25 protein-coding genes and 4 tRNA genes are annotated in these 20842 nt (G+C 46.2%); 13 read left to right on the forward strand and 16 right to left on the reverse strand.

What is annotated here, in order from left to right:
- Positions 1-61: 61 nt before the first annotated feature.
- On the forward strand, positions 62-1825 hold the full coding sequence (locus B3850_RS02695) for a M61 family metallopeptidase (protein WP_286911357.1): 1764 nt from the start codon (positions 62-64) through the stop codon (positions 1823-1825).
- Here B3850_RS02695 and B3850_RS02700 read toward each other — a convergent pair.
- The 3 genes from B3850_RS02700 to B3850_RS02710 are packed head-to-tail and all read right to left on the reverse strand — an operon-like array spanning position 1822 to position 4225.
- Positions 1822-2646: a M23 family metallopeptidase gene (locus B3850_RS02700; protein WP_273268578.1), complete on the reverse strand. Its 825-nt coding sequence runs from the start codon at positions 2644-2646 to the stop codon at positions 1822-1824. The two genes, B3850_RS02695 and B3850_RS02700, sit on opposite strands and share 4 nt — an antisense overlap.
- A complete protein-coding gene (locus B3850_RS02705) occupies positions 2639-3520 on the reverse strand; it encodes a 6-carboxytetrahydropterin synthase (RefSeq protein ID WP_286872724.1) in 882 nt (293 codons plus the stop codon). Before B3850_RS02705 ends, B3850_RS02700 begins: the two co-directional genes overlap by 8 nt.
- 60 nt (positions 3521-3580) lie before the next feature.
- Entirely contained in the window at positions 3581-4225 is a 645-nt protein-coding gene (locus tag B3850_RS02710) for a LysE family translocator (RefSeq protein ID WP_286872727.1), read from the reverse strand.
- Positions 4226-4307: 82 nt separating this feature from the next.
- Between B3850_RS02710 and B3850_RS02715 the strand changes: the two genes are divergently transcribed.
- From B3850_RS02715 to B3850_RS02745, 7 genes are all read left to right on the forward strand, one after another.
- Positions 4308-5192, forward strand: a complete 885-nt coding sequence (locus B3850_RS02715; RefSeq protein WP_286872729.1) for a LysR family transcriptional regulator — start codon at positions 4308-4310, stop codon at positions 5190-5192.
- Between the two features lie 68 nt (positions 5193-5260).
- Positions 5261-5794 (forward strand): acyloxyacyl hydrolase, encoded by a 534-nt coding sequence (locus B3850_RS02720; protein WP_286872731.1) that lies wholly within the window; start codon positions 5261-5263, stop codon positions 5792-5794.
- Between the two features lie 15 nt (positions 5795-5809).
- Positions 5810-6409: a GNAT family N-acetyltransferase gene (locus B3850_RS02725; RefSeq protein WP_286911359.1), complete on the forward strand. Its 600-nt coding sequence runs from the start codon at positions 5810-5812 to the stop codon at positions 6407-6409.
- Positions 6410-6425: 16 nt separating this feature from the next.
- On the forward strand, positions 6426-7070 hold the full coding sequence (alkB, locus tag B3850_RS02730) for a DNA oxidative demethylase AlkB (protein WP_286911361.1): 645 nt from the start codon (positions 6426-6428) through the stop codon (positions 7068-7070).
- 10 nt (positions 7071-7080) lie between these two features.
- The gene (locus tag B3850_RS02735; protein WP_286911362.1) at positions 7081-9501 is read left to right on the forward strand and encodes a YdbH domain-containing protein; all 2421 of its coding nucleotides are present in this window, start codon (positions 7081-7083) and stop codon (positions 9499-9501) included.
- A gap of 12 nt (positions 9502-9513) precedes the next feature.
- On the forward strand, positions 9514-9699 hold the full coding sequence (locus tag B3850_RS02740; protein WP_053953607.1) for a YnbE family lipoprotein: 186 nt from the start codon (positions 9514-9516) through the stop codon (positions 9697-9699).
- An 18-nt stretch (positions 9700-9717) separates the two neighbouring features.
- Positions 9718-10083, forward strand: a complete 366-nt coding sequence (locus tag B3850_RS02745; protein ID WP_286872743.1) for a YdbL family protein — start codon at positions 9718-9720, stop codon at positions 10081-10083.
- 365 nt (positions 10084-10448) lie between these two features.
- On the opposite strand, the gene B3850_RS02750 is transcribed toward B3850_RS02745, so the two are convergent.
- From B3850_RS02750 to B3850_RS02795, 10 genes are all read right to left on the reverse strand, one after another.
- Complete coding sequence (locus B3850_RS02750) at positions 10449-10667, reverse strand: addiction module protein (RefSeq protein ID WP_058579207.1); 219 nt, start codon at positions 10665-10667, stop codon at positions 10449-10451.
- A gap of 68 nt (positions 10668-10735) precedes the next feature.
- Positions 10736-10822 (reverse strand) — tRNA-Leu (locus B3850_RS02755).
- Positions 10823-10846: 24 nt separating this feature from the next.
- Positions 10847-10920 (reverse strand) — tRNA-Cys (locus B3850_RS02760).
- Between the two features lie 6 nt (positions 10921-10926).
- Positions 10927-11002, reverse strand: a tRNA-Gly gene (locus tag B3850_RS02765).
- A gap of 96 nt (positions 11003-11098) precedes the next feature.
- Complete coding sequence (gene pgsA, locus B3850_RS02770; RefSeq protein ID WP_058579208.1) at positions 11099-11647, reverse strand: CDP-diacylglycerol--glycerol-3-phosphate 3-phosphatidyltransferase; 549 nt, start codon at positions 11645-11647, stop codon at positions 11099-11101.
- A gap of 24 nt (positions 11648-11671) precedes the next feature.
- On the reverse strand, positions 11672-13507 hold the full coding sequence (uvrC, locus tag B3850_RS02775; protein WP_286911363.1) for an excinuclease ABC subunit UvrC: 1836 nt from the start codon (positions 13505-13507) through the stop codon (positions 11672-11674).
- Positions 13504-14154, reverse strand: coding sequence for a LuxR C-terminal-related transcriptional regulator (locus B3850_RS02780; protein ID WP_286874365.1), 651 nt, complete (start codon positions 14152-14154; stop codon positions 13504-13506). Before B3850_RS02780 ends, uvrC begins: the two co-directional genes overlap by 4 nt.
- 212 nt (positions 14155-14366) lie before the next feature.
- On the reverse strand, positions 14367-14960 hold the full coding sequence (locus B3850_RS02785) for a DNA-3-methyladenine glycosylase family protein (RefSeq protein ID WP_286874367.1): 594 nt from the start codon (positions 14958-14960) through the stop codon (positions 14367-14369).
- A gap of 33 nt (positions 14961-14993) precedes the next feature.
- Positions 14994-15788, reverse strand: coding sequence for a thioesterase family protein (locus tag B3850_RS02790; protein ID WP_286874369.1), 795 nt, complete (start codon positions 15786-15788; stop codon positions 14994-14996).
- 126 nt (positions 15789-15914) lie between these two features.
- Positions 15915-16006 (reverse strand) — tRNA-Ser (locus B3850_RS02795).
- A 232-nt stretch (positions 16007-16238) separates the two neighbouring features.
- Between B3850_RS02795 and B3850_RS02800 the strand changes: the two genes are divergently transcribed.
- The 5 genes from B3850_RS02800 to B3850_RS02820 all read left to right on the forward strand — a co-directional run bounded on the left by B3850_RS02800 (position 16239) and on the right by B3850_RS02820 (position 18249).
- Positions 16239-16907 (forward strand): Bax inhibitor-1/YccA family protein, encoded by a 669-nt coding sequence (locus tag B3850_RS02800; RefSeq protein ID WP_053953598.1) that lies wholly within the window; start codon positions 16239-16241, stop codon positions 16905-16907.
- A gap of 77 nt (positions 16908-16984) precedes the next feature.
- Positions 16985-17329, forward strand: a complete 345-nt coding sequence (gene tusD / locus B3850_RS02805; RefSeq protein ID WP_286874371.1) for a sulfurtransferase complex subunit TusD — start codon at positions 16985-16987, stop codon at positions 17327-17329.
- Positions 17330-17333: 4 nt separating this feature from the next.
- Positions 17334-17651, forward strand: coding sequence for a DsrE family protein (locus B3850_RS02810; protein ID WP_286874373.1), 318 nt, complete (start codon positions 17334-17336; stop codon positions 17649-17651).
- Positions 17648-17914: a hypothetical protein gene (locus B3850_RS02815; RefSeq protein ID WP_126751252.1), complete on the forward strand. Its 267-nt coding sequence runs from the start codon at positions 17648-17650 to the stop codon at positions 17912-17914. The genes B3850_RS02810 and B3850_RS02815 overlap by 4 nt, the downstream gene beginning before the upstream one ends.
- 5 nt (positions 17915-17919) lie before the next feature.
- A complete protein-coding gene (locus B3850_RS02820; protein WP_053953594.1) occupies positions 17920-18249 on the forward strand; it encodes a TusE/DsrC/DsvC family sulfur relay protein in 330 nt (109 codons plus the stop codon).
- Positions 18250-18257: 8 nt separating this feature from the next.
- On the opposite strand, the gene serS is transcribed toward B3850_RS02820, so the two are convergent.
- The 3 genes from serS to B3850_RS02835 form a co-directional block, all read right to left on the reverse strand.
- Positions 18258-19550: a serine--tRNA ligase gene (serS, locus tag B3850_RS02825; protein ID WP_286911364.1), complete on the reverse strand. Its 1293-nt coding sequence runs from the start codon at positions 19548-19550 to the stop codon at positions 18258-18260.
- A 7-nt stretch (positions 19551-19557) separates the two neighbouring features.
- A complete protein-coding gene (gene crcB, locus B3850_RS02830) occupies positions 19558-19947 on the reverse strand; it encodes a fluoride efflux transporter CrcB (protein WP_286874377.1) in 390 nt (129 codons plus the stop codon).
- A partial coding sequence (locus tag B3850_RS02835) for a recombination factor protein RarA (protein ID WP_286911365.1) occupies positions 19940-20842 on the reverse strand: 903 nt, incomplete at its 5' end. The genes crcB and B3850_RS02835, both read right to left, overlap by 8 nt.

The following is a 20842-nucleotide window of genomic DNA, read 5'->3' on the forward strand; positions in this document are numbered from 1 at the left end:
AGCTATCTGTATGCTACTATGATCGCTAGATGTCAGTCAGTGTCAAGCAAAGGAGACGCTCTTGATCGCTTACGATATAACACCTATCGATTTACATGGTCACCTATTCGAAGTCATTCTTACTATCGACGCCCCCGAGCCAGAGCAGGAGCTGTGGTTACCTAACTGGATTCCGGGCAGTTATCTCATACGCGACTTCTCTAGGCATATTATCGGATTGTATGCCGAAGCTAACGGTGAAGCGGTAGCAATAAAGCAAGTAAGCAAAAACCGCTGGCGGCTGAATACAGCTGAAAAAACAGTCACTGTTAGGTATCAAGTCTACGCGTGGGACTTGTCTGTTCGCTCTGCCTATTTAGACCAATTGCAAGGGTTCTTTAACAACACCAGTTTATGTCTTGCTGTTGCTGGCCGAGAAGACGAAGCTTGCCAATTAACATTGCACGCACCAGTCGATGCGCTTGAATGGAAAGTGGCGACTGGCATGCCCCGCTTAACCGGCCAACCTCATTCCTGGGGAACCTTCGAGGCAGAAAACTACGACGCCCTTATCGACTATCCGTTCTTAATGGGCGACCTGGTCATTGAAGAATTTATTGCCCACGGAATTAAGCACTCATTGGTGTTAAGCGGGCGTCACTTTGCCGACACCTCAAAAATCTGTGCCGATTTGGCGCGTATTTGTGAAACTCAGATATCAATGTTTGGAGAAGCTCCATTTAAGTCCTACACCTTTCTGACTATGGTTGTTGGTGAAGGCTTTGGCGGGCTCGAGCACCGTAACTCAACCGCCCTTCTGTGCAGTCGTAAAAGTCTAATTGGCGAGCATGACCATGGTATTAATGAAGACTACCAAACCTTCTTGAGCCTTTGTTGCCATGAGTATTTCCACAGCTGGAATGTGAAAACATTAAAACCTAAAGCGTTTATTCCTTATCAACTGGATAAAGAAAGCTATACCGAACAACTGTGGTTTTATGAGGGCATGACCTCCTATTTCGACGACTATCTACTACATGCCGGAGGCATTGTCAGCGCCGAGCAATACTTAAAAGTTCTGTCAGAAACCTTAGCTCGGGTTGAGCGTGGCGCCGGTCAGTACCAACAAAGCGTGACAGAGTCGAGCTATTTGGCCTGGACTAAGTTTTATCAGCAAAATGAGAATGCGCCGAACAGTATTGTCAGCTACTACTCAAAAGGCGCGCTTATTGCGCTTAGTCTGGATTTAATACTGCGTTTGCAAAGCAACCATTCGCTGACATTGGCTCATGTCATGAAAAAGCTTTGGCATGAGTTCGGGAAAACCGGTTTAGGAACGGCAGATGACACCGTCCTTAACATTTTGGACAGTTATTCAGGCGTTGATGTTGCCGACTTTTTACGCGAGCAACTGTACGTCAAACAAAGCCTGCCGTTAGAAAGCTTATTGAATCAGTTTGGACTAGAAGTTACGCGCTCAGTACCCGCGGATGACAACTCACTGAAAGCTGCTGATGACCCTGCTCCAGTCAATTTAGGCGCAAAGTACAAAGCCTCTTCTGCTGGGTTGGAGCTATTAAGTGTTTACCATGACGAAACAGCTTACAACGCTGGTTTGTCCGCGTCAGACCGTATTATTGCGATTGATCACTTGCAAGTGACGGATGCAAACGTGAAATCTGTCTTGTCACGTTATCGCCCTGGTCAGAAAGTTACCGTGCATGCATTTCGACGTGACGAGCTATTAACGTTAGATTTAATTTGGGAGGAGCCAACCCCGGCATGCTGGCAGCTCTTGATTAAAGACGCTGCCAAATTGAATGGATGGCTTACCGTAGAAAGTTAGTCTTCGTAAAGCTGGGGAAGTAATGCCGGATCTAGCCGGGTATTTCCCCAGTTAACCCGCCAATCTAAATGAGGCCCCGTAGCGCGGCCTGTAGCGCCAACTTCTCCTATTACCTCACCCTGCTTTACTGTATCGCCAGTTTCCACGTGCAACTTGCTGAGGTGCAAATAGGTGGTGTTTACTTTGTAGCCGTGCTCAATAATGATAGTGCCACCCGAGTAAAATAAGTCAGGCTCCGCCAAAACCACTTTCCCGGTCCATGGCGCTTTTACAGGGGTACCTGTTGGCACAGCAATATCTTCTCCATAATGAGGGTTACGAGGCTCGCCATTAAAGATTCGTTGACTGCCATAAACCCCACTAATACGCCCTTCAGCAGGTTTCGCCACAGGCGTCAGGAAGTGCTTATTTTTAGACGCTTTTTGTCTTGCCAACCACACTTTTTCAGCTTCTTTTCGAGCTCGTTTAACCTGCTCCGGGTCTGGTGTCACTGTCTTTTGCGGCACACCATCGACACGGTCAATATCGTATTCTCGTTCACTCAGTGTAATGGTTTTAGTGCGGGTCTCTCCGTTGGCCGACACACTGAGCTCATGTTCAAGTTCTGCTTTGCGACCGAACCCAAAAACAAAGTAACCATTGTCGGTCACTTCCACCGCTTCACCATTTAGCGTCACTTCAGCTCCAGCGACCGTTTTACCTAAATGCAACGCCCCTTGTGTAAAAGGCCCTTTAACTTCAAGAGGCACAGAGCTGTTGGCAAGCAGAGGGGCCGATACAATCAGACCAATCAACACGCCCATAAAACGAGACTTACGCATAAGCAATAGCTCCTTTACCAACGCCTTCGTAGGCTCTGACTTCCACTGACTTGCCTGCGTGCTCCTGCCCTATTGTCGAGGCCAGGTACTGCGCAATACATTCAACCGTAGAGTCACTTTCAATCACGTAGTTTTCGCTATGCGGCATAACCAATTCAAACAATCCCTGAATTGAGGTGTAGCTGTAACCAATGTGAGTGTTTTCGTCTACGCCATTTGCCGCTTTCGATAGCGTCATTTCATTAAAAGTCGCGATATCGTCTTCGGTACCAATATAAATGTCTTCCCATTTATCGCACCAACTTTTCTCTAACGCTGGCTGGCGAATACCGTCAATAAATATCTGTAGCTTTGAACGATGCCCGTGGGCAATACGCTGACAGTTGCCATCGTGCTTTTTTAAACCGTGAGTGTAGTGATAATAAAAACCGTCAATTTGCTCAGGACGTAAGGTGAGTTTCAGACCTTCAACGTTCACCGGTAGTTCTTGTTTAATCACCGCTTTGACGTAATCAGTAACCGTCTCGATACTGACTACTTCGGCATCGATAAAGGCAAAAGAGTCTGACGGACAAAACAGGTGTATTGAACGGGAGTTGTCACGCTCAAAGTCGACCCAGTAAGAGCTGTCGTCTTCATTATGGGTGACCTTAGTGTACGGATGGTCGCCGGGAACCAGCAGCTTGTGATCGACCGAGTCATCAATAATGGCTTTCACTTGCTTTTTGACCTTACCAAAATCAAGCACCATGGACTGTTCGTTCAGGTTACCGTCAAGAACAATATCGACAATCCAACTTTCCCCCACAATGCCGCGCTGCGGGCAAAGATAAGAGCAATCAATAACGGTAAGGTCGTTCACAAATAACTGCATATAAAAAGTGACTCTTTGCTGTTCTCTAAAATTTTACTCAGTATAACCCGAAAGCCCGGCTCAGATAAGCTCGATAAGTAAAAACCATTCCCAAAGTAACTTAGCAGACAGTAATATAAGCGCCAGCCCCATGGCTCTGTCTACCCAATGGCTGTAACGCCAAACCCGTTTAAAAATGGCTGGCTGGGTTAGCAGCCAGGTTAAAAACAAAAACCAGGCGCCGGTTGCTATAACCAAATAAACCCCATAACCAAACTTAACTGAAAAAGGAGTTTCAGGTGCGATAATAGTCGTAAATAACGTCAGAAAAAATAAAGTGGCCTTAACGTTCAAACCGTTAGTGATGAAGCCGACAATAAAGGCTTTGCGCTTTTTCGGCTTTATGGCCTCAAATTCGTCGCTAGACATTGTCGTTCGGGGTTTTGCTTTTATCGCTTGAGTACCAATAAATCCAAGATACAACGCCCCTACCACCAGCAAGGTCTGATACAACCAGGGAGTTTGGTGAATAATGAGTGCCACACCGACCAGCGAGTACGCAACGTGAATAATAATGCCTGCCGCGATACCCAGCGCTACCCAGTAACCCGCTTTTCTGCCAAAGCTCAAGCTGTAGCGCGACACAACCGCAAAATCGGGGCCCGGACTTGCGACAGCAAACAAATGAATTAACGCAATAGTTAAAAACTCACTCCAGTACGACAACGTATTCCTTCCTTGTTTTCTAGTAACTTACCTGCGAGAATCAAAGTTACATTTTGTTAATTACAAATACCAAATAATTAATATGAAAAAAGCAAAGTTTCCTTCACTTAATGCACTTCGAGTCTTTGATGTTGCGGCCAGAAGCGGTTCTTTTAAGCAGGCTGCACAACAACTTGGAGTGACTCAGTCGGCCGTTACCCGTCAAATTCAAGCGCTTGAAGAGCAACTCGACATGCGACTTTTTCAGCGCGATAACCGGGTTCATTCTTTAACGCCAGTGGCGCTTGAACTGGCTCCACAAATTGAGCAAATATTTGATCAGTTAGAGCGTGCTATAGAGCGTACCCGAAGTTTGAGTGATAACACAACAACTCAGCTGACCGTTGCTATAAGCTCTGAACGTTTCCGCTTTTGGTTAGCCAATAAGCTCGAGGACTTTCATGCCCTTTACCCGCATATACAATTAAACTTTACACGCTGTGCTGACTACTTTGCCGGTGAACATGCCGCTGACATGGTCTCTGCCGTACAACATCAAAGCTGGGATATTGCTATTGGCTATGGTCAGATAAACGACAAACACTTACAAAGTCAGCGTTTATCGAAAAATGACCTTGTCCCGGCATCGGCTATTTCAACCAATGACACGCCATATCACCAAAGCTGGATAATTAACCCAGATAATCCGGAACATACCAAATTGGCCGAAGCAAACCAGTCCAAGCTCAAAAGCCAGCGTATTATACATTGCGATGACTTTTACATGTCGCTGGACTTAGCTCAAACAGAAAAAGCCGTGACCTTAGTCGATAGCAGCCTGTTAAACGCTCAACTATCTCATTTAACGCCTTTTCGAGAGTATGCACAGCCAATTAAGTCACCACTCTCGGTATTTTACAAAAAACGGAAGCGTCAGTCAGTTGCCCTTGTCGCTTTTATTAAATGGTTACAATTAATTAACCAATAACTCGTTTACATACATTCGTGAATGTATATAAAATAAAGGCACTTTTCATCAACCATTAAGAGAGCGACATGTTAAGACGTTTTTCGCTTCTAAGTGCCTTATTATTATCAAGTAGTTTAGCTTCATCCTCTGCACTGGCTAATGAAGTCAGCTTTACGGCTTCGTATTCAACCGACCAATTCCGTGGCGCTCGTGTGGCCTACCGTTTTACCGACATTCCTTTAGAAATGCCGGGCTTTTTGGGTTCGCCTAAGCTTTATGTGGATATGGGGTTAAACCATTGGCAGGACTCGAATGATACATCTGACAACATTACGGCGTTTACTATAAGCCCTGTTGCTTCCTGGCATATAGCCGGCTCAGAGCGGCCGCTTTATTTAGAAGCGGGTATTGGCGGCAGTTATTTCGATAAGACCAGTCTCGGTAACAGAAAGCTCTCAACCAAGTTTCAGTTTGAAGATCGTATCTCATTGTCCTGGCAGTTCAGCAAAAACTCTGACGCTCGCATTGACTTTGGCTATACTCATTATTCTAATGCAGACATTAAGCGCCCTAACGACGGCCTCGACTTTTATTGGCTCAGTTGGGTTTACCCCTTTTAACTAACAAAGGTTATTATGAGCAGCGAAACTCCTTCAAGAGACAGAGTTTATCAGGTATCCAGTAACAGAGAGAGCGCTTCTCATAAACTCCGTTATGTTGAAGGCTCTGCGCAGGCTTCCGGCGAGTGTCGGCTATGTGTCGGCTCGCTGGCACAAGCGGATAAAAGCGATGCACCTGTGACCGTACAAGCGGCCACCTCAGAAGATATTGCTCGTATCGCTTTTTTTGAAAAGCAGCTTTATGACAACGACGCCTACTCCAGCTTGTTTTTTTACCAAGCTCTACGACAATGGCCTAGAGGTTTTTTAACCATAAAAAGTGACGAAAAAGTTGCCGGTTACAGCCTTATCGTGCCGCTCGATGGCAGCCGGGCAACCTTAATGTCTTTGCTTATTGGTAAAAGCTTTCAAGGTCAGGGGCTTGGCCGTATATTGTTGGAGCAGGCTATTAAATCAGCGGCTGAAAGCAGTTGGAAAACACTGGAGCTCAGTGTGGCTCCGGACAATGCCGCTGCCATCAAGTTATATAAGCAAACGGGCTTTTCAGTTATCGAAACCATTCAGGATTACTTAGGCCCGGGCGAAGATCGCCTAATTATGAGTCGCGCACTCTAACCGGATTTGCTGAGCTATGGCATCACTCGACTTATTTGCAAGCGAGAAACAGGAGGTTACACAGTTTAGTGAACGTGCCTACCTACTTCATGGCTATGTCGAACCTCAGGCAGATACTATTTTAAGCCACCTCAGGGACGTTATTAAACAGTCACCACTAAGACAGTTTGTGACGCCCGGGGGCGGTAAAATGTCAGTACGTACCAGCAGCTGCGGCGACTTTGGCTGGATAACCGACAAAAAGGGCTATCGCTACACAGACACAGACCCAATAACTGAGAAGCCCTGGCCGCCTATGCCTGAAACGCTAGAAACACTTGCTGAACAGGCAGCGGCAAAGTGTGGATTTGAATCGTTTTCTCCCAATGCCTGCTTAATTAACGTGTACCATCCCGGCGCTGCTATGGGACTTCATCAGGACAAAGACGAGTCCGACTTTTCACAGCCTATTGTATCTTTCTCGTTTGGCTTACCCGTTACTTTTCTCTGGGGAGGCCTCAAACGAGGTGGCAGTCCACAAAAAGTGACGTTGCAACATGGTGACGTACTTGTCTGGGGCGGCCCCGATCGTCTTCGTTACCACGGCGTAAAAAAACTCGCTAACGGCCAGCATCCACTCACCGGCAATGTCCGCGTGAACTTAACCTTCAGAGTAAGGTAAGGGTCGGTAAATGCCTGACATTAAGCCCATGCTTTGGCGTCTATTAGCCATTACCGGCAGTATCTTACTGACACTTGTCCTGTTTATTGGCATTGGGCTATTAATCGGCCTGTCGATAGCTAACCGTGAACTGGCAAAGGTTGGTATCGAGGACTGGTCGATAAGCATCGGTTCGCTGTCCAAAGAACGAGTGGTCATTGAACAGTTAAGTGTGACAATGAACGAGTTACCGTCATCCTCCACGTCGAACTCAGCTGCTGCACCGCTTACCATTAAAAAGCTACTAAACACGCCTGTGCCAAGCTGGCTTCCTGAAACGGTTATTCTTAACAAGGTCACACTGAAAGGCGAACTTTTCAGGCAGTACTCCCCGCTTCAGGGGGAAGTAACATTAAACACAAAGCGCCCTAACCTCAGTTTAAGCCTTTCTCATCCTGAAGCACTCGCTATTCACCTGTCTCGCGACAACTCAATTTTATCGGTCGATATAGAGCATAACCTTGGCCACTTCAACGCCAATTACGAGCTTATTAGTGGTGAATGGAATATTGAAGGTTCAGCAAAGGTTCCAACCGAACGACTTGCTCAAGCATCAGAGTTTGTAAAAAACGAACGCATTGCCCTATTGTTTAATGCCGAAGGCTCGCTTTCACCAGAAACCGAATTAACAGGTCCAGAAGGCCTCATTAACGCGACTTCCGGCAAATTCATCTTACAATTACAGAAGCCTGTGAATGTCGCAGTGTCAGGCGTTACATCCGCCGCTGACGGAAATATACGTTTCAACGTTAAAAGCGGCGTTATTGAAAGCTATGACTTAAGTCTCAGTGGCGACCTGACACAGTGGCCAACTCTGCCTTTAGAAATAAGCACGGTAAAGTGGCAGCTGACCAGCCAGGACTCTTTAGCGCTTGAACCATTAAGCTATCAGCAAATACTGAATAAAACAGCCTGGCCGGTTCAGCTTAGTGCAGCGCTTGACGGTAAAGACGTCTCTGGCGTTAGGGTAACTACGATGGGTCACTTCGTTCAAAACGACGCTCAGTTTGTTCGGCTTAAGCTCCCAAAAACTAACCTAAGTGCCGACAGAATCGTGGTGCATAGTATTGACGCCATAAGTCCACTCAAACTTAATACGTTGAGCGACTTAGCCTTAAACGCTGACATAACGCTCAAGAGCGATAAGCTGATGCTTAGCTCAAAGCAGCCCTCTTCGTTTTTTGCCGAATCAGAATTTGCCAATGCTGACTTCTTAATTCCAACGCTCTTTGCAGAAATACCTTTTACCGCCCCCGAAACGGCAACAGCAAACCTGACAACGGAAGTTAATAATGTCGCGATAAAAGTAGCTGGCTTTCAGAGTTTAAAACCTCAACTATCGCATAATATCCATTACAAAAACGGCCGTATTGACGCCGAAGGCACTATTGAATTAGCTCAGGGCGCGGCATTCAATCATAGCAGCACACTGACAGAAGATTTAAGATTGACCTCGAATATAGATATAAACATTCATGACTTAGCGCAAGCAGACTTACAGGCACAATTGTCACCGCTGATACAAGACACTCTCCCATTATTAACGCTAAACAAAGGCACCGCTACGGCGGGCTTTAGGCTGTCAGGCAATTTAGAAACAGGAAAATGGAGCATTGATGAAGGAGACGCAAACTTACAGTCCATCGATGCCATATATGACACAACGTCTGTGGCCAACGCTAATTTGAGCACTCAATTTAATACGACTCCAGAGCGTTTGAGTTTTCAACAGGCAAGCTTATCCGTCGGCAGTATTCAGCAAGGGTTTACTATTGGTCCGGTAGAAGCTGAGCTTGCCGGCGTCATTCCTTTCAAGAACCTGCGAAACAGTACAGTGCAGCTCAACAGTCATAGCATTAAAGCTCTGGGAGGCTCGGTTAGAATACCAGAACAAACTTATAAGTTTGTTAACGAAATACGTATTCCTATTGTCTTCGAGCGTATCAACCTCGGTGAACTCATGCGCCAGTATCCAAGTAACCGAATTGCGATAGACGGCGAAATTTCGGGAACCATCCCCCTCGTTTGGGACTCTCAACAACTAACAGTCGAAAAAGGCTATTTAAGTGCTGTCGCGCCTGGTGGGCATTTGCAGGTAGACTCTTCGGCGTTGCGCTCTGCCGTTGGTTCAAACCCAAATCTGAAAACACTCGCCAGCGTACTGGAGGACTTTTATTACCAAGAGCTGTCGAGTGTCGTTGGCTATGACAAGAACGGTGAGCTAACCTTAGAGTTACAGCTGAACGGATATAACCCAGCCGTTGAAAATGGTCGTAAGGTAAAATTAAACGTCACTTTAGAGGAAGACCTACCTGCGCTCATTAAAGGCATACAGCTCAGCAACAGTGTCAGCGACGTTATTCGTAAACGGATCCAGCAACGGGTCAATTAATCAGAGGACGATATGAAACAATTGCTTGTCATTACACTATCGGTGCTGCTCATGTCCGCCTGCACCCCAACCGTTCAGGTGGCGGCTCCGAAAGAGCCAATAACCATTAATCTGAACGTAAAAATTGAGCATGAAATTTACGTTAAAGTCGACAAAGCACTCGACGACGTTATTTCAGAGTCGAGCGGTTTATTTTAACTTTCAAAGGATTGTGACATGAAAAAACTAACAATTAGTGCGTTCGTCGCCCTACTCTCTATTTCAGGCATGAGCCTGCCAACAGCAAGTTACGCACAGGAAATAACCTTACAAGAAGCCATGGACGAGCTGTCATCAGCCAAAGATAAAGGCTGGGTTGGCGAGCAACCTAATGGTTATTTAGGCGTTGTTAAGTCCTCTGCGCAAGCAAAGCAAATAGCAGAACAAATAAATGAAGCCAGACGTCAGGAATATGCCCGCATAGCAGAAGAAAACGACATTGCCGTTGCTGATGTTGAGCTACTGGCCGGCAAACGCGCCATTGAACGCACACAGCCAGGGCATTTTGTGAAGGTTGATGGTCAGTGGAAGAAGAAGCCTTAACAACGGTAGAACCTATAAAGTATAAGGAGTGCGTTGAAGAGGCGAGGAATTTTTTCCTCGCTTTTTACCTATTGAGCCCTACTATGCCAATACCCCGGCTTCCGCCTGTTATTCATAACCGCTATAACAAAGATGGAGTCACCTTTTACACTAAAGATGATGGAAAATGGGAACCTGTTGAGTACATAGCGCTTAAAACGAGAGTAAAAAGTAGGCCAAGCTTCTGGGTATTCAGATATGACTTTATAGGAGGCTTCCAACTCTGAGAAAAAGTCATCCCCTAGCCCTTTTGCATGGCTTTCATACCAATGATACGCGGCACCAACTTCGTGAGCTACATTAGGGTGAAAGGTAAGAGGCTTCAATTACTTGCCTTTTACTTGCTCTTTAATTTCGGACCATGAAACGCCTTTTACTGCCCCGCTATTAAGTTGAGACAGTCGCTCTTCGGCCAGTTCTGCCCAAGCGCCATCGACATTATCATCTTGAGCTGTATCTAAAGAAGAGATCAAACAATGAGCAAGCTTAGCTTTGTCGTTGCCGGACAAATGCTTAGTGCTTTCAAGGATGTCTTTGATGTCCATAATGAAACGCCTTGTACCAATTAGATACAAAAGAGTTTAGCATCAAATTTATTTATTTTATACGGAATTGGTGCCCGGGGCCGGACTTGAACCGGCACGCTGTTACCAGCGAGGGATTTTAAATCCCTTGTGTCTACCAATTCCACCACCCGGGCACTACAAGAAGTGTTCTCGAATAATGGAGGCGGGTCCCGGAGTCGAACCGAGATCCACGGATTTGCAATCCGCTGCATAGCCATTCTGCCAACCCGCCAGAATTTGGAGCGGGAAACGAGATTCGAACTCGCGACCCCAACCTTGGCAAGGTTGTGCTCTACCAGCTGAGCTATTCCCGCACCGTCATCTGCCGAGGCATTCTACTGTTTAATCTTTTTCAGTCAATGACTTTTTATCAAATTTATGACTGTTTGCGCAAATTTACGGCAAAGCTGCTAATTTCTAGTCAATTCTTTGCTGGCGCCGCGCAAATATTCCCACATTGACCACACGGTCAGAACAAAGGCTGCGTAGAATAAAACAATAGAAATCCAGAAAATATAGATATTCGCGTTCCAAATTAAACCAATAAGCGCGACCATTTGCGCAATAGTTTTCAGTTTACCTAAATTTGATACCGCAACTTTACCGCGGTTGCCACTTTGCGCCATCCACTCACGTAAGGCACTTACAATAAGCTCCCGGCAAATCATGGTTAACGCAGGTATGGTTATGTAGGCCGCATTAAAGTCCTCAACTATCACCACTAACGCCGCCACAACCATGGCTTTATCCGCCACCGGGTCTAAAAACTCACCAAATTTAGTGAATTGATTAAAGCGACGTGCAACAAAGCCGTCTAATGCATCGGTAATAGCGGCAAGCCAAAAAATAAAGGCCGCCCAAAAACGAGCATCTTCAAAGGGCAAGTAAAACACCACCAGAAACACCGGAATCAGAAAAATCCGAAAGCTGGTCAAAATATTAGGGATATTCCACTTCATTATCCGCTGTTTCCTTATTTGGTTTTACTCATCCCGAAACGAGTAATAAATTTTTTCCGCCATGGCCTGGCTAATACCAGGTACGCTAGAAAGTTTACTAATACTAGCGTTTTTTACCTCTTGTAATCCACCCAGATTTTTCAAAAGCGTTTGTCGACGTTTAGCACCAATGCCTTCTATTTGCTCTAAAGTCGATGTTTTCTGCACTTTCGCGCGTTTCTGACGGTGTCCGGTTATTGCAAAACGGTGTGACTCGTCACGAATATGCTGAATTAAATGCAGCGCACTGGCGTCTTTACTTAACGGAATAGTCTCATGACTGCCCGCCATAATCAGCGTTTCAAGCCCCGGTTTACGGGACTCACCTTTTGCTACACCAATAAGCATCGGGGCATCACTGCCCCAGTCCTCGAAATACTTCTCAGCTTGTGACAGCTGCCCTTTACCACCGTCAATAAATAGAATATCGGGTATGTTGCCCTGCTCTCGCGCTTTATCATAGCGCTTTGCCAATGCTTTAGACATAGCGGCGTAGTCATCCCCCGGAGTAATTCCGGTAATATTATAGCGTCGGTAGTCGGACTTTTTCGGCCCGTTTTGATCAAACACCACGCAGGAAGCTACCGTCTGCTGACCCATAGTGTGACTAATATCGAAACACTCCATACGCTGAATGGGTACACCAAAATCCAGTACCTGCTGCAATGCAGAAGTACGACGGTTCATGGTGCTTTGCTGATTCAAACGGCTTTCCAACGCATTCACCGCATTTTTAGCGGCGAGCTGTTGATACTGCTTACGTTCACCACGAACCTTGTTCTGCATTTTCACCGAGCGGTTGAGCGCCTGCCCCATGACTTGTGCCAGGACTTCATCGGGCTCTACCGTGTCTGGCAGAATAATTTCGCGTGGCGTTTTTCGGCCCGCATTATCTGATAGGTAAAACTGCAGTAAGAAAGCGCGCAAGACTTCCTCGTCACTGGTGTCTGCCGGCACTTTAGGAAAATAACTGCGGCTGCCCTGTAAGTGGTTATCCCGTATAAACATCATTTGAATCGTGGTCATGCCATTACCACGAGCCATGCCAATAACATCAAGCTCCTGCTGGGCACCGGTGACAGAGTTGCGTTCCTGAGTTTTGCGCAGCGCCGCTATTTGGTCGCGAAACCGTGCCGCTTTTTCAAATTCCAACGCCTCACTGGCTTGCTCCATTTTTGTTACCAACTCATCAATAACTTGCTGATTTTTTCCATTCAGAAAATGCTTTGCCAACTGGACTTGTTCGTTGTACTCATCATCGGTGCATTTATTAACGCAAGGCGCCAGACAGCGTTTCAGTTGATACTGCAAACATGGTCTGGTACGAGCTCGGTAATAGGAGTCCTGACACTGACGAATCGGAAATAACTTCTGCATCAAATTAAGACTTTCGCGCACCGCACTACCATTTGGGAAAGGACCGAAGTAGTCGCCCTTCTCTCGGCGCGCACCGCGGTGGAACCCTAACCTAGGGTGCTCATGGGAGGTCAAAATAATATAAGGGTAAGACTTGTCGTCACGCAATAAAACGTTGTAGCGCGGTCGGTATTTTTTAATAAAGCTGTTTTCGAGAATAAGAGCATCTGCTTCCGTGTCGGTCACAGTGACATCCATTGACGCTATTTGCTTAACCAAAACTTGAGTTTTGACGGCGTCAACTTTTTCTCGAAAGTAGCTGGAAACTCGCTTTTTGAGATCTTTCGCCTTTCCAACATAAATAACGTCGCCCGACTCATCATACATACGGTATACACCGGGTTGATGAGTCAGGTTCCGAAGAAAGTCTTTGTAATTAAAGGTTACTGAATTGCTATTTGTCATCTACCTTCAAACTGAATTAGGTCAACCAGACCCGATTGAATTGCCATATGTGACAATTGTACATCACCATCAATGCCAAGTTTAGAGAAAATGCGGTAGCGGAAGGTATTTATTGTTTTACTGCTGATGCACAAATGTTTTGCAATTTCTCTGACCCGAATGCCGCGACTTAGCATTTGCGCCACCTGCAATTCTCTGTCTGAAAGCGCATCGACCATTCCCTGCTGTTCTCGGCTGCGCGGGTTCCGAGCTAAGTATTCAGCAACCGGAGCGGCAACATAAATGCTTCCTGTTTTGAGGGTCTTTAGCGCTTGTACAAGCTCGTCACTATTAGAGGATTCCAGTAAATAGCCATCGACCTGACTAATACCGCACTGAAAGTTAAGAATATCTTGCTGGTTTCGGCCCCAGACAATTAACTGTAAGTCGACATGCCGTCTTTTAATGCGTCGCCAGTGCTCAACGGTTGCTACACCAGAGAGTTGACTGCTCAATATAACGAGTGCATCATCGTATTTGTAGCACGCTTGTCTCAGCGCGTTCATTGAATTAACCACTTCAATTTGCGTATGAAAGTGCTGTTGTATCACAGCCGCCATCCCTGCGCTGGTGATAGGATTAGGTATCGCTAAAATAATACGGTTCATTAGCCATGTTCCTTATTGCGTATTGGTTATATTATTGTCCTTAAAGTTGATGAACTCGTACCCCTCTGCCCGAATTCGGGAGCGAATATTCAGTGGTTTTCATTAGCCTCGCAACTTGCTTTTACAAATCTTTACAATAACCAGCAATTTTGCAGTATTCGTACGTCGATGGTTTTATGCGCTACTCTTGCAGAGCACGTTTGGCGTGGGCTTTATCGTCTTGCTTGATCTAACATGTCCCACAAATAACAGGCTAAATAACTACGATATGGAGTGGCTTTTTCAGGAATAATGTAAACGTCCTGATCTTTCAGTTGGCTGATAGCTTTTCGTAATGAAGAGTCCTGAATGGGAAAAAGATCTTCATGCGCAAAGTGAAACATAGCAAGTATCGATGCAGTCCAGGGACCAATACCTTTAAGCTTAGTCACATCACTAACAAGCGCCTCTGATGTCATCCTTGCCCAATTTGCAATCCGCTCAGGCTCGGTTTTCTGGCAATGATCAACGCTTTGAATTGCTGCCGCTTTTGTGCGACTCACTCCACAATTTAGTAAGCTATTGGTTGGCAGATGCGCAATGGATTGTAAGCCTAAAGACTTGGCGGCTTGTTCCGTACGTTCAATAATGGTTGCCGACGCTTTAAGCGACAGCATTTGCCGAATAATAATTCGCGGTAAGGCGTCAATTATCGGCGTATTTGAAGGTTTAAGAGGTGCACGCTCAGGCAATTGCAACAACACCAAATCAAACCCTGGTTGGGTATCAATAAGGTGTTGTTTTATCGATTGTGCGGTTGTTTCCATAGCGGTACGCCGTTATACCCGGGCCAGAGTAAATTAAGCAAACACAGTAAAGGTTTGACGACTTATTGCCAATAACTCATCGTTGTCTGACCAAAGTCCGGCCCGACTATGACCGTAACCGTTTTCAGCATGCTCGATAAAAGCTTCATACTGATACCAGTCATGAGTACTGAAGTCTGCTAACGGCTTATCAGGAAACTCAATAGTCCAGGTGAGCGACGATGCGGGCGCTGGCTGCTTTAAGTGTGGTAACACGGCCGGTGGCCAGGCATCCACTAACGCTAAAATAGCCGCTATGGTCAGTTTCTGCTGCTCATTTCTGAAGCGTACCCAACCACCGAAGGTTCTTCCCGGTTGTCCGCTAAACGGCATTCCTCCGGAGGTAATTCGATAATCAAAGTTCTTCGCAAATTCAGGGACAATATCAGCCTCTGGCAAGCCCGGGCCGTCGTTAACAGTCTTTAAGTCTGGCGGTGTTTCACCACTGACAGATACTGAAGACTGACGCCCTTTACCTAAGCTTGCTAAACCAGCAAGCATCACTTCATTATTTTGCGTCAGTTCAACGGCAACCTGGAATACCGAGGAGCCTTGACGGAGCACTCGATAACTTAACGTCGCATCTCCTGGTGTCGCCGGAGCAACAAAAGAAATAGCAAAGCTGCGCAGATGATAGTCTTGCGGAAACTGTTGCAGAAGAAATTGCGCAGCAACGGCAGCACTAAAACCACCAAAAAATGCCCGCCCCTGTGCCCAGCCTTCAGGCAAGGTAATGGTTTGGTTGTTCTTGTCACTCTCAATTAACGCTAAAGTCTCGTGAAACTGCATATCGCTTCCCTGTTAAACAACTGTTTGAATTACTGATTAGGATACTATTTAAAAAGGGAATGACAAGAATGTAATGGCAGAAATGAAAAAGCCCAACTCAATGAGTCGGGCTTTTTCATCTAAATTTGGCGGAGAGGGAGGGATTCGAACCCCCGGTGGGTATGAACCCACGCCTGATTTCAAGTCAGGTGCATTCAACCGAGCTCTGCCACCTCTCCGAATTGTTGTTTTCAATGACTGTGTCGTTGAGAACGATGCGAATATTAAAGACCTAAATTCCGCTTGTAAAGGAAAAATTTAAATAAAGGTACTGTTTGGGCGTTTATTAGACAAACTGTCTACTTTTTACTGGAAATTACTGCCCTAACACCCCATTTATGCTGTAGTATTTAGGAAACTTTTTTAATAATAAAGCGTCTTAACAGACAGTAGTTCAACACGGAGAAATCTATGAACAATCGCAGTCAGGTATATGTCGGTCAGAATGAATCGGCACTGGCCGTCAATAAAGTACTACGTAACACTTACACCCTATTAGCAATGACTTTGGCCTTTAGTGCCGTTGTTGCAGCTATTAGCAGTGCAATGAACTGGCCACACCCAGGGTTGATTTTAACCCTAGTTGGTTATTTTGGTCTGCTGTTTGGTGTTTATAAAACCAAAGACAGTGCTATGGGCTTGGTCTTCACCTTCGGCCTGACAGGCTTCCTGGGATACACCTTAGGTCCAATTATTAATATGGCCCTATCAATGCCAGGCGGCGGCGAAATGGTTGCTACTGCCCTCGGCGGTACCGCACTTACCTTTTTCGCTACCTCAGCTTATGTTCTGACGACTAAGAAAGACATGTCCAAGCTAGGTGGTTTAGTAACTGCCGGTATCATCATGGTTATTGTTGCCGCTATTGCTAACTTGTTCTTCCAAATGCCAGCTCTGCACTTAGCATTGTCAGCAATAATGATTCCATTGATGGCTATGCTGATTATGTGGCAAACCAGCGATATTATTAACGGTGGCGAGCGCAACTACATACTGGCGACCGTTACCTTGTATGTGTCTATTTATAACCTGTTCGTCAATTTGCTAACATTACTGATGGCATTTGGCGGCGACGAGTAATCGTCATTTACACATAATGTAATGCGCCCCGCAATGCGGGGCGTTTTTGTATATAGGCTATTAACTATTGGAAAAACGTGGCTAAACTCACTCTTATTTTGCAAAGCTCGGCGTCGAATCAGAAACGCTCACTGGATGCTCTAACCTTTGCAAAGAATGCTATTAAGCAAGGACATGAAATAACCTGCCTGTTTTTTTACCGACAAGCGGTTGATCATGCCGTTGCGCAAACACCTGCAGAAAACGAGAAGCTGATTCAGCAATGGAGTGATTTTAAAAACCAATCTGGCATCCCGTTGGTGGTTTGCCATACCGTGGCTGAGCGCATTGGTATAGATGAGTTTCATCCTAGCTTTGAAGCTACAGGACTCACCGCCCTATCCAAAGCCATAGCCACCAGTGACCGGACATTACAATTTTAGTCCCATGAAAAAAATAGCCATAGTACAAAGCAGCAATAATCCAGATACAGCTACCGAGGCGCTCGATGTGGCCCTCGCACTGGCAAGCTTCGACACACCGATACAACTTGTTCTTATTAACAGTGCCACTGATGTATTAGTGAAAGCACCGTCAAAGCGTTACGCTATGTTGGACTTATTAGATGCTGAGCCTATTGCTCTGTGTTCAAACTCCGACATAGACATTGATGCCCTTCCGGCAAATATTGAAGTGACCACTATTAAAACGGAACAGCTGAAACAACATCTGAATCAGTTTGACGAGGTGCTGCAGTTCTCATGAAAACTTTGCATTGGATACGGGACAATTCACTGTCAGCATGGTTAGAAATGCACAGCCATCTGCTTGGGCAAGACGATGCGTTTTTAGTGTCAGAACAAGCTCTAAAAACACTTCCTGACAGCTCGCCAGTAGCGCAAACTGTTTATGCTCGTAAAAGCGATATCGAGATCTCAAAAGCGACCGAACCTAATTACCTTGTGGTAAAATCGGACGAAGAATGGGTTGAACTGGTTCTCAGTTTTCAGCAGCAAATGACGTGGTAGTCCGCATGATTGAATTTAACGGTAAAACATACGAAACCGACAAGCACGAGTATTTAGCCAATATTGATGACTGGAATGAAGAGCTGGCCCTGCATATTGCGGAGCTTGAAAGTATTGATATGACACCGGCACACTGGGAAGTTGTCAATTTTGTACAAGACTTTTACCGAGAATTCGATACCAGTCCGGCTATGCGTGTTTTGGTGAAAGCCATGAAAAAGCAGCTGGGAGAAGATAAAGGCAACAGTCGTTACCTTTACAAATTATTCCCGAAAGGCCCGGCTAAGCAGGCCACACGAATTGCGGGCCTGCCGAAACCAGCTAAGTGCATTTAGGGTTAACCTTAGCCCTTAATAACTTCAAGACCACCCATATAAGGTCGCAGGGCTTCAGGCACAACTATTGAGCCGTCTTCCTGTTGGTAGTTTTCCAGTACAGCAACTAACGCCCGGCCTACTGCTAAACCCGAGCCATTCAATGTGTGCATAAGCTCTGGTTTCTTTGCACCTTTACGACGGAAGCGAGCCTGCATACGACGCGCTTGAAAGTCCTGCATATTTGAGCAAGAACTGATTTCACGGTACGCCTGTTGCGCTGGTAACCATACTTCTAAGTCGTAAGTTTTAGCGGCGCCAAAGCCCATATCGCCAGTGCAAAGCAATACCTTACGATACGGCAGTTCCAGCTTTTGCAGCACAGTCTCAGCATGCCCGGTCAGTTGCTCTAGCGCGTCCATTGATTCTTCAGGTTTTACTAACCAAACTAGCTCGACTTTATCGAACTGATGCTGTCGAATAAGGCCTCGGGTGTCACGACCATGAGAACCAGCCTCGCTGCGGAAACACGGTGTATGCGCCGTAAATTTAAGCGGCAGTTCGTCTTCATCGGCTATTTCGTCACGGTATAAGTTCGTTAACGGTACTTCAGCCGTTGGAATCAGTGACATTGGTATTTGATCTTGTGACTCGCCTTCAATGTGGAATAAGTCTTTACCAAATTTAGGTAACTGCCCTGTTCCCAGCAAAGAATCCTGATTCACCATATAAGGCACGTAGGTTTCCAGGTAACCGTGCTCTTGTGTGTGTAAGTCCAGCATGAACTGAGTCAGCGCACGATGCAGACGAGCAATGCCACCACGCATAACAACAAAGCGCGCACCGGTTAATTTTGCTGCGGCTTCAAAGTCCATACCTTTAGCTAAGGCTTCGCCAAGATCAACGTGATCTTTTACTTCAAAGTCGAACGACTTAGGTTCGCCCCAGGTCAGTACTTCCCGGTTTTCACTTTCATCTTCACCTTGCGGTACTTCGTCTGCCGGCAGGTTAGGCACACCCATAATAATGCCGTTAAGCTCTTCCTGAATCGCTTTAAGCTCTTCTTTCGCGCTATCCAGCTGGTCACCTAAATCACTCACCGCATCCAATAAAGGCTGTATGTCTTCACCGGCAGCTTTTGCTTTACCAATCGCTTTGGAGCGACTGTTACGTTCAGCCTGAAGTTGTTCAGTACGTACCTGTACCTCTTTACGTTGTTCTTCAAGCTTGCTGAGTTTAGCAACGTCTAAGTCGAAGCCTCTTTTAGCAAGTGCCTTTGCGGTATTGTCTAATTCCTCTCGGAAGTATTTAGCGTCTAGCATGAGTGTCCTATTTAACCGTTGTTGAGTACAACATCATTGCTGCAACAACAGCAGCAATACAGATAATTACGTTTAAGCCTATGTGTAAGGCGGCTTTTAGCATTTCGCCCTGGCTGGCCAGCGTCACAACCTCAACCGAGAACGTTGAAAAGGTTGTAAATGCGCCTAAAACCCCAACACCAAGGAATAAGCGGGTTGTCTCTGACAAGGATTGTTGTTGTCCATACGCCAGTAACAGTCCCAATAAAAACGAGCCTAATATGTTAACGGTCAGCGTCGCAAAAGGGAATGCCCGCAGTCCAAATGATTGCATCCCAAGGCCAATAGCGTAACGTCCCGAGGCGCCAATGGCTCCGCCGGCAGCTACGCAGAAAAAATGCAGCAATAAGTTATTCATCCGGCTCCCTTTTCCAGTCTGACTTAGCGTCCATGTCCTGTAGCCAGCGCAGCTTTTCCTGCAACTTAATTTCTAAGCCTCGCGGCTCGGGCTGATAAAACTGCGTTTCAGCCAGTTCTGACGGTAAATAACGTTCACCTGGCACATAAGCATTTGGGTAGTTGTGCGCGTATTGGTAATCAGCGCCGTATCCCTGCTCTTTATGCACTTTGGTGGGTGCATTGCGTAGGTGTTCCGGTACCGGCGCGTCGCTGTGCTCTTTGGCCGCCCTGAGTGCCCCTTTAAACGCATTGTACACCGCATTACTCTTAGCGGCACAGGCACAATAAATAACGGCCTGAGCGATGGCTCTTTCGCCCTCTGCCGGCCCTACTCTGTGATACGTATCCCAGGCATTTAACGCTAACTGCAGGGCTCTTGGGTCGGCATTACCAATATCTTCAGAGGCAATAGCCAGTAACCTACGTGCTATAACCAGAGCATCACCGCCGCCTGTTAATAAGCGCGCGTACCAATATAAGGCACCGTCTGGCGAAGAGCCCCGTACCGATTTATGAAACGCTGATAGAATATCGTAATAATGGTCACCCTGATGGTCGAATGCGGTGGCCTTTTCACCAATAGCGGCGGTAATTAGCTCAGGCGTAATAGGCTGACTGCTGCTTTCAACAAAGTCGGCCACTACTTCAAGGTAATTCAGCAACCGTCGAGCGTCACCACCGGCTAAATCCAGTAGCTTTGCCCGGGCTTCACCTTCTAACCTTAACCCCCGCTGACCCAGACCCCGCTCTGTATCTTCGAGCGCTCTGTTTAAGGCCTGCTCCAGGTCTGCTTTTGAAAGCCCCTGCAAGCGATACACCCGTGCACGTGATAACAACGCATTGTTTAATTCGAA

The organism is Idiomarina sp. UBA4520 (genome assembly GCF_002388365.1).
Taxonomy (GTDB): domain Bacteria; phylum Pseudomonadota; class Gammaproteobacteria; order Enterobacterales; family Alteromonadaceae; genus Idiomarina; species Idiomarina zobellii.